Source organism: Streptomyces sp. DH12 (assembly GCF_020873895.1).
Classification (GTDB): Bacteria; Actinomycetota; Actinomycetes; order Streptomycetales; family Streptomycetaceae; genus Streptomyces.
This window is the reverse complement of the sequence record NZ_JAHWGT010001277.1, coordinates 1-429: the sequence shown is the minus strand read 5'-3', so window position 1 is coordinate 429 and position 429 is coordinate 1. Positions and strand designations below refer to the sequence as shown.

Sequence of the window (429 nt, the reverse complement as noted above, 5' to 3'; positions counted from 1 at the left end):
AGGGAACCGTGTACATGTACCACGCCCAGGACCGCAACGTGAACGTGCCCAGGACCGAGGTCACCGGCAAGCGCGGCGGCATCCACAACTCCCTCACGCGGCTGCTCCTCAAGCCGACCCATCTCGCGGGCGGCTACGCCCAGTTCACCTACGCCTTCAACTACTACGGCCCTACCGGCAACCAGCGCGACGAGGTCACCGTCATCCGCCGCCGCAGCCAGCAAGTGGAGTACTGACATGCGTGTGATGGCTCAAGTGGCGATGGTGATGAACCTCGACAAGTGCATCGGCTGCCACACCTGCTCGGTCACCTGCAAGCAGACGTGGACCAACCGCACCGGCGTCGAGTACGCCTGGTTCAACAACGTCGAGACCAAACCCGGCGTCGGTTACCCGCGCCGCTACGAGGACCAGGAGCACTGGAAGGGC

Annotated in this window: 1 protein-coding gene and 1 pseudogene; both read left to right on the top strand. The window is 64.3% G+C overall.

All coding sequences use genetic code 11. The features are described 5' to 3' along the window. The coding region (locus LPA54_RS39665; RefSeq protein ID WP_228985252.1) for a hypothetical protein at window positions 1-236 on the top strand (236 nt) is incomplete at its 5' end. 1 nt (window position 237) lies between these two features. After that, window positions 238-429: pseudogene (gene narY / locus LPA54_RS39660) on the top strand (nitrate reductase subunit beta); the annotation flags it as partial.